Origin of the sequence: Streptomyces taklimakanensis, assembly GCF_009709575.1 — a bacterium.
GTDB classification, from domain to species: Bacteria; Actinomycetota; Actinomycetes; order Streptomycetales; family Streptomycetaceae; genus Streptomyces; species Streptomyces taklimakanensis.
The window spans coordinates 157,967-165,816 of the sequence record NZ_WIXO01000002.1 but is presented as its reverse complement, the minus strand read 5'-3'; the positions used below and the strand labels follow the sequence as shown (position 1 = coordinate 165,816).

The following is a 7,850-nucleotide window of genomic DNA, read 5'->3' as shown; positions in this document are numbered from 1 at the left end:
TGGAGGGCCTGTGTGGCGGGGTGGGGGTTCCGCTGCGCTCCACCCCCGGAACACCCCCTCATGAGGCGGAAGTGGCCAACCGTCAGCGGTTGCGCGGTGGGCAAGAGTTGGGCCCGCTGCGCGGGCGGCCGGCTATAGCGGAAAAGGACAGTGCGGGATGACCGCGAGCGTGACGGTCAGTCACGGGGCGAAGAACAGGGCGGGTTGACGGGTTCCTCACATACAGAGATGCATCGCTGTGTAGAGTTCGGGAAAACACATCACCCCTGGGAAGGCGAGGAACATCTCCATGCGTAAGGCGATGGAGAATGCGAAGATCCGCGCACGCGCGCATCGACATGTAACCAGGCGGAACCCACACCCGGCGATTCCGCGCGGTTCATGCGAATTGTTTACCGAGCTCGGAAAACATGACAAGGAACGAGAGAGGAATTCGTGGCGGGTATCAGGCTCCGGCCGCACCAGGCCGAAGCGGTGGACGCGATCGTCCACGTGTTGGAATACCGCGCAGGACGTCAGGTGCCGGCAGAGGGGTTGCGGGCCACCGCGGTGGCGGCCACCGGGGCGGGCAAAACCCTGATCGCGGCCGAGGCCGCCCGAAGGCTGGAGCCGCGCGGCCGGGTACTGGTCATGGTGCCCACCCTGGACCTGCTCACCCAGACCATCCAGGCATGGCAGGCGGCCGGCCACACCAGCCCCGCCGTCGCGGTGTGCTCCCTGGAAGGCAATGAGGCCCTAGAGGCGCAGGAAGCCTTGACCTTCAAGATTCCCAGACGGCGTCACCTACCAACCGACACCCATGCCAAAGAGGCCCAGGCCCGCCGGACGAACACTCCGGCAAACCTGGGTCCTCCCCGGATCCGGCACCGCGACGTTCAACGCCCGGTACCGGATCCTCAACGAGTCAACTATGAGCAGTAGTTGCGGACACCGCCGGTCTCGTCGCCCTTGAGCAGGCCGCCCCAGATCCACTCTCTGTCGGAGAGCTTGACCCACTTGTTGTGGGAGATACCGTTGGCATTGACCCAACCGCCGTACTTCCAACAAAGGCCGTACGAAACGAATCCCGCGCCCTCGGTGTAGTGGATCGCGTAGTCCGTGGACGGCCCGTACCTGATGTTCCCGTGGATCCACGTTTCCACAATGCCGCCTTGGATGCCCACGCTTTGGGTCTGCGGCGCGGTGGCCGGTCCAAAGTCCGCGGCGACGGCGGACGCCGGGGTGGCCGCCGCCCCTACGACACCGGCGAACGCGGCAGCCGTGGCAAGGACTCCAAGGATGCGCTTGCGCATGATGACATTCCCCCTTGAGAGCAAACAGGCCGATACCCCACGGCCTGTCACAAACCTGCGAACCGTTACTCATCCGCAGTGACCCCTCGAGTGTGCGGACGACAACCAGGCAACACCAAACATTTAGAGCACGTTCTAAAAGCCCGGGCCCGGGGCGCAGGCACCGCCTCCCTTCCCTTCCCGCCGCCCCTGAACAGCCGCGGTGCCGGAACAGCGTCACAGCGGTAGATCGACCAGCGCGTCGCCGCGTTCGGTGCGGCGGGCGGCTCGGACTCCCCTGCCCAGAACCGCCCCAGACCGGGCAGCGGACAGCCGATCCAAACCGTGTCGGGTCGGTCGAAGGCGAACACCGACGCACCGGCACCGGCGGCGATCGGGACCAGCATCAGCCGACGGTCTCCCAGCTCGGCCCTCCGCCCCCGCAGGTCGGGCATGTGGGGGGTGAAGCCGACGGATCGGATCCGCGGGTTGAGCCCGGCCAGCACGATGTCCAGGCCACCGCTCACCGTGGCCGCACCGACCCGCTCCGTCTCCCGTCGAACGAGCTGGTCACCGGCCCGCCAGACCGTCTCGAACTCCCGCCACACTCTGTGCAACACCCGCGTGCAGCGGTGGCGGTGGATGCCTGCGTCGGCTCCTTCCCGCTCGGTCAGTGGATCAGTGAGCAGCGGCGTGCTTACCGGGCCGGGACGCTGGCTGCGTGGCGGGTGGAGTTGCTGGAGGAAGCCGGGATGGTGTGGTCGGTGCCCGACGCGGCCTTCGAGGAGAACCTCGCCGCGGCGCGGGCCTACTTCGCGGTGCACGGGACGCTGTGCGCGCCACGGCCGGCGGTGATGGCCGAAGACCGGCCGACCGGTCAGTCACTGACCAACTGCCGCCGCCCCGAAGGGCTCGGCAAAGACCCGCAACGCGCGGTGGAGCGGGCCGCCCGGCTCGCTGTCATCGATCCGAACTGGAGCCCGGCGGAGAAGGGCTGGACCGTCGACTGGCAACGGCAGTACGCCAAAGTGCGCGCCTGCATCGACGGCAGCGCCACCCTCGCCGAGATCCGCCCCGGCGTCACTGTCGGCGGAGAGGACGTCGGACTCTGGCTCGCCCGACAGCGCACCGAGTGGAAGCAGCTGGCCGACGGACAACGCGAACGCCTGACCGCCCTGGGCATCCAGTCCACCACACCGGCCCTGGGCGATCAGGGCGGACTGGCCGATCAAGCGGTGTCGTGCCCGCCGGCGCCGGCACCTGGGACCGCGGCCTCGCCGCACTCCGCCAACACCAGACGCGGGAAGGACACGTGCGGGTGCCCCGCGAGTGGATCGAGACCGTCCGTGACGAGACCGGGCACCAGCACCCCATCCGACTCGGCATCTGGATCAGCAACCAACGTCAACGACAACCCCGACTCCCCCACCAGCGAACCAAAGCACTGAAGGAACTCGGAGCGCTGTGACGCAGGGAAGGGCGCGTCGCCCCTGGTCTGCTCCTCGGTTTCCGCTCACCGGGCTCCATACCGACCGCATACGGTCCAACCACCGTCGGCAGACATCGGCGGTGGCCGGCTGGAACAATTCCGGAGTGAAAATCTCCACAAGGAGCGGTCCTGTCCGCTGAGTCTTCCGCGGACATGGAGTGTGGTGCCGTTCGTGGCTCGACGGAAGCCGGTCGTTTCGATTGGGGAGTGTGTGCAGTGCTTCTTGCTTTCACCTCCTCGCGTGAAGCACATGCCAGGGTTCGCTTAAACGCGCCTTTCGGGTCGGTTCGATGCTCGGGTGAGGTAATTTTTTGCACTGCTGCATCGGAGTACACCGCGCGCCTTTCCTCACAACTTTCACCGAGGCGGGCCCCCCTTTGATAATGGCTGCGGGTGCGTGGGGATTTTTCGCGCGCGAAAGATGGATTATCCACCCGTGACGGGACTGATATGAGGCGAGAGCGAAGCAAGAAGCCATCGGAGTGCGGACTCGCGGTTCTCCTCGGACGATCTCTCGCGAGGGGTGCTGCTGCAGCGGTCGTGGTTGCCGCGTCCGCGGTCTCCGCGGACGCGGATACCGGCGAACATCGGATTGTCAGCGCAGGTTCTGAGGCGTCCCGGGTGCAGCTTGTGTCGCGTGGGCACGTCGCGGTGTCGGCCGTACCGGCCGTGACGGGTGTACGAGGTGAGGTGGTCCGCTTGGTCAATGACTTGCGGACAGAGGCCGGGTGCCGTCCCCTCGCTTCGCATCGGGTCCTTGACGAGGCGGCTCAGGACCACAGCGAGTTCATGGAGAAGAACAACGCTCTCTCCCATCATGGGCCGGGGAGGGCGTCCTTGCGGGAGCGTTTGATGGAGGCGGGATACGCCTGGCGGCAGGCGGGGGAGACCCTCGCTCACGGCCATCCGGACGCTTCCTCGGTCGTCGATGCCTGGATGGACAGCACGCCGCACCGGCGCATCATCCTCGACTGCGGCTACCGGGATGTGGGGGTGGGCCTGGCCCACGGCCGAGGCGAGACCTGGTGGACCCAGATCGTCGGCACCCCGCGCTGAGGGTCTGTAACGGGTGGTGCGGAAGACCGGCCGTAGCGTGCTTCGTCGCGGCCGCGGCCGCGACGAAGCCTTGCCCTGGTGGAACACACATCGGTGAGCGTGAAGCCCTACAGGTGTGAACGAGCGGCCCGTTGCAGGGAGTCGTTCTCCCTCGGTACGGATGGGCATCGACCAGGCGCAGGTTCGTCCCTCTGTGTGGAGGAGGAAGCCGAGCAGGGCGGACAGGGTGTTTTCGCTGTCGCCGCTGCCTTGTCGGTTTCCTCGCGGGGGCATGGCGAGTGCCCCGCCCGGCTGCTGTTACGGGCGAGGCACTGGATCGTGTCGGCCGGTGGGTCCGGAACCGAGGGTGCGGACGGTGCTGAGGCACACCAGTCCGCGGGGGCGTGGCCGTTCCGGGAGCCGAGGCGATGTCCGTGCTTCCCTGCCGGCCCGGATCCGTTGGGTCACGTTCCGGTCACCGGACCTCGACCGGTGACCTCACACGTCGAGGGACGGTGGGTGTGCGCCTCGGGTCAATCGATGGGGTTGACGTACCAGCGCTGGGCGAGGCTGCCGGTCCTGCTCTGCAGCACGACGTTCTTGAGGTTACCCGGCGAGCTCTTTCCGGTGGCGGCCATCACCTCGCCGTCGGAGTTGGCCCGCTGGATGATGAACCGGTCGCCTTCCCTGACGAACTCCCACCGCTGGGTGGGCACGTCGGCGCACTCCACCATGGTGATGGGCTTTCCGAGGGTCGTCGGTGCCTTGGCGCACTCGGTGGGGCGTGCCAGGGTCGTGAGCTGGAAGGTGTTGCCCGAAGGGTTCTTCTCGACCCACACCTGATGGTTGCTTCCCACGGGCGGATAGGTGATCACGTTGTCCCCGGAGCCGTCGGAGTCCAGGTACTGTTCCACGCTCACGTTGTAGGCGCGGAATTCCTGGCCGTTGGGTTCCCACGGGTCCGCGTTCGCGTGGCCTGCCGGTCCCATCAGGCCGGCAAGAGCCAGGGCCGCCGCCCCGAAGATCACAGTTGCCTTCTTGTTGCCGAGCATTCTCTTCCCCTTTTTCGCGAGAGTGGGTGCCGTGCGCACACCTTTCCCGGGTCGCACATTTTGAGGATATCCACCACCCCCACGGCGCGAAACACTCTTTCACTCCTGTGAGTTAAAGGAAAACGCGCAGGGAAAGTCTTTTCGGAAGCTTCGCAGCCGCCGCTCCGATCAAGGAAAAACCTTTGGTCGGTCAGATTTCTGCTATTAGCGCACGGGCGAGCGGAGGGATATTTCCTCGCCCACACCGAGGCAAAGCGACTCGAAAGGTAAAAGCCTCCCGGAGGGCATAGAAAATTTCCTTCATGTTCAATATTCCAACATGCCGTTCACCGAAGAAGAAGCGGGCCGAATCGCGCACCCGACAAGCACGACCAGCCGGCAGCGCGGTGCTCGGCCACGCTCGATGCCCGTCCGAGTGCTCCGACGCCGGAGACGGAGCGGATGGTGGCGGCGGTACTCGTCATCGCCACACCCCGCAACCGTGGTTCGATCGCGCCGAGGGGGCAACGCCGAGCCGAGAAGGTTGCCCGGTTCCGGCAGTGATCTTCGGCATGAGCAGGTGCAACGATGCCCCTGACGGCAGATGTCGCAGACGGTGCGCGACGGCGTGGAAGTCGAGCCGAACGAGCTCGCCGACACGGCGAAGTGGCGTCGCCCACCGGACAAGCAGTCGCCGTGTGACCAAGGGATGGTGGGAGGAAGATGCTGTTCTCGATTCCCGAGTCCGGTTGGTGGCTGATCGCACTCGCGGCGACGGCGTTCTTCATGCTCGGTGTGCGGGCGCTGGTCGACAGCATGAGGCTCCCGGGCGCGTCACGGAGCGCGTGGAAGCAGCAGAGCAGGTGGAAAAGGCGGGCGTTCTACGTCCTGACTCCCGTGTTCGCCGCCGTTGTCCTGGCGATCAACCTGCTGCGGTCCGAACCGGTGCCGGAACTGCTGTTCCTGTACAGCGTCGCGTTCGTCTCCCTCCCGATCGCCCTCTTCCCCGTCCGCGCCCGGGTGCTCAGGCACTACATCGCCCAGCGGCAGAACTCCGGCGTCGAGATCGAGCCCGATCGGCTCACGGTGGTCTGGATCGTCGGTTTCCTGTCCGCGGTGCTCCTGACGGCCGTTCTCGCGCTGCTGACGACGCGGTACGACATGTGAAGCCGCACCGTTCCCGCCCGATCGCCTTCGAACGCGGGATCGGTGCGGACCGGCCCCGCTCCCTGTGTGGGTCAGCCGGTCGGGAAGTCCGGCCGGTACGGACAGATGCGTTGTGCACCGACGAGAATTGCGCCGCTCGGGTCCGTGCCGGACAAGTCCGCCCTGCCGGGGGTCAGTTCTGATTCCCGACTCGCGGCGCTCATGAGCGTGAGTTTGGCTCCGGGGAGCTTGGCACCGTGGAGGTCCAGGCGGAGGGTTCCGTCGTGGGTGGGGTCGCGGTGGGCAAGGACGGTCGGAGCGGCGTGTACGTCGGCCGGTACCCCCCTCGCCCTTCTCCGGGGGGCTGTCGGCGTGGCTACGGGGGCGCGGCACGCCCCGCGGGCCACGGGCGGCAGGCCAGGACAGCACCGCACCGGCCTCCCCGTCATGAGGTCGTCGACGGGCCGGTCCTCGGTGGGAGCTCTGTTGGGTCCGCCCCGTGTGCGCGGGCTTCGTCCGGTGGAGGGGGTCGGCGAGGCGACCGGGGCGCGGCGGTGTGCGGATGGCCGGCGGCCTGTCAGAGGGGCTGGGTAGGTTGCGGGTCGTGTAGAGGGAGGGACGTTCCCCGGCTCGCGTGCCGTGGTACGCCCCGCATCCGGCCAACCGCCGACCACCAGCGAAAGGACATCCGTGCGCATACGACGCGTGGCCCACCGCACCACCACCGTCGCCGTCGCTCTCGCCGCGGCCCTCGGTCTCGCCACCCCGGCCGCCGCCGACACCACCGCCACCCTGCCGACCACGTCCTTCGGGGACATCGCCGTCGACGACACCCATCGCAAGGTGTTCGTCACCGACCCCGACGACGGTTCCATCATCGTCACCGACTTCGAGGGCTCCGTCCTCGCCGAGATCCCCAACCAGCCCGGCGCGAGAGGTATGACGCTCACCTCCGACGACTCCACCTTGTACGTCGCGCTGCAGGACTCCGACGGCATCGCCGTCATCGACACCGCCACCCACAGCATCCGCGAGCACTACCACACCGGCAGCGGTACCGGCCCGGCCCGTGTCGCCCTCACTGCCGGGAAGCTGTGGTTCAGTTACGGCGACGACGGCTGGGGCGACATCGGCTCCATCGACCTGCCCGTCGCGGACGCCGACCACCCGGCCGTTACGCGTGGCCTGGCGGGCGACTTCAGGTGGTACTACCCGCCGCTGCTGGAGGTGTCCCCGAACGCGCCGGGCACCCTCGTCGCCGGTGAGCCCAGCCTGAGCATCACCACCGTCGGGGTGTACGACGTGGCCGGCGGCACTCCGGTGGAGAAGGCATGGGCGCAGGACCTCGGCGAGGACGGCAGCGGCAACCTCCAGGACATGGCGCTGTCAGCCGACGGCACCGAGACGATCCTCGCGTCGGGCGCGCCGTACCACCACCACGCCTACAAGGTCGCCGATCTGTCCCCGACGACGATCTACAACACCGACACGTACCCGAACTCGGTGGCCGTCGCCCCGGACGGGACGATAGCGGCGGGCACCAGCTCGGCATACGAGCCGGACATCTGGCTGTTCGAGCCGGGTGTCTCGGAGCCGTACCGCACCATCGACTTCCCCACCGTGCCCGCGCCGTACAACTCGTACCACACGCCGGAGCTGGTGGACGGCGGGCTCGCGTGGAGCGAGGACCAAAGCCGGCTGTTCGCGGTGGTGGAGGTGGCGTATTCGAAGCCGCTGGAGCTGCGGGTGCTGAACAACCCGGAGACGTGACGGCGGTGTGACGCGGCGTCCAGGGGCGTCGTGTGCGGTCCGGAGCGGGGGTGTCCCGCTCCGGACCATCCGCGGGCGAGCACGGCCGAGACCACGATCGGCCGCAGG

The 7,850-nt window shown here is 67.6% G+C and carries 7 protein-coding genes and 1 pseudogene; 6 read left to right on the top strand and 2 right to left on the bottom strand.

The genetic code is table 11. From position 1 onward, the window contains the following. Positions 1-435: 435 nt before the first annotated feature. Entirely contained in the window at positions 436-921 is a 486-nt protein-coding gene (locus tag F0L17_RS28595; RefSeq protein WP_420802487.1) for a DEAD/DEAH box helicase family protein, read from the top strand. Here the strand turns inward: F0L17_RS28595 and F0L17_RS26605 are convergent. Further along, positions 909-1,292: a hypothetical protein gene (locus F0L17_RS26605; RefSeq protein WP_155074300.1), complete on the bottom strand. Its 384-nt coding sequence runs from the start codon at positions 1,290-1,292 to the stop codon at positions 909-911. The two genes, F0L17_RS28595 and F0L17_RS26605, sit on opposite strands and share 13 nt — an antisense overlap. 92 nt (positions 1,293-1,384) lie before the next feature. Here F0L17_RS26605 and F0L17_RS28590 point away from each other — a divergent pair. The 3 genes and pseudogenes from F0L17_RS28590 to F0L17_RS27935 form a co-directional block, all read left to right on the top strand. After that, positions 1,385-2,014, top strand: a pseudogene (locus tag F0L17_RS28590) (helicase associated domain-containing protein); the annotation flags it as partial. Beyond that, positions 1,993-2,739, top strand: a complete 747-nt coding sequence (locus F0L17_RS28435; RefSeq protein ID WP_420802488.1) for a helicase associated domain-containing protein — start codon at positions 1,993-1,995, stop codon at positions 2,737-2,739. The pseudogene F0L17_RS28590 and the gene F0L17_RS28435, both read left to right, overlap by 22 nt. A gap of 471 nt (positions 2,740-3,210) precedes the next feature. Further along, positions 3,211-3,816, top strand: a complete 606-nt coding sequence (locus F0L17_RS27935) for a CAP domain-containing protein (protein WP_155074298.1) — start codon at positions 3,211-3,213, stop codon at positions 3,814-3,816. Positions 3,817-4,328: 512 nt separating this feature from the next. On the opposite strand, the gene F0L17_RS26590 is transcribed toward F0L17_RS27935, so the two are convergent. After that, complete coding sequence (locus tag F0L17_RS26590; protein ID WP_155074297.1) at positions 4,329-4,847, bottom strand: RICIN domain-containing protein; 519 nt, start codon at positions 4,845-4,847, stop codon at positions 4,329-4,331. 702 nt (positions 4,848-5,549) lie between these two features. Between F0L17_RS26590 and F0L17_RS26585 the strand changes: the two genes are divergently transcribed. Then, on the top strand, positions 5,550-5,993 hold the full coding sequence (locus tag F0L17_RS26585) for a hypothetical protein (protein ID WP_155074296.1): 444 nt from the start codon (positions 5,550-5,552) through the stop codon (positions 5,991-5,993). 669 nt (positions 5,994-6,662) lie between these two features. Beyond that, a complete protein-coding gene (locus F0L17_RS26580; RefSeq protein ID WP_155074295.1) occupies positions 6,663-7,742 on the top strand; it encodes a YncE family protein in 1,080 nt (359 codons plus the stop codon). Positions 7,743-7,850: the final 108 nt, after the last annotated feature.

Excerpts from the sequence above, each read along its gene's own strand:
- F0L17_RS26585 (WP_155074296.1), top strand. The coding sequence starts at position 5,550 with ATGCTGTTCTCGATTCCCGAGTCCGGTTGGTGGCTGATCGCACTCGCG.
- F0L17_RS26590 (WP_155074297.1), bottom strand. The coding sequence starts at position 4,847 with ATGCTCGGCAACAAGAAGGCAACTGTGATCTTCGGGGCGGCGGCCCTG.
- F0L17_RS27935 (WP_155074298.1), top strand. The coding sequence starts at position 3,211 with ATGAGGCGAGAGCGAAGCAAGAAGCCATCGGAGTGCGGACTCGCGGTT.
- F0L17_RS26605 (WP_155074300.1), bottom strand. The coding sequence starts at position 1,292 with ATGCGCAAGCGCATCCTTGGAGTCCTTGCCACGGCTGCCGCGTTCGCC.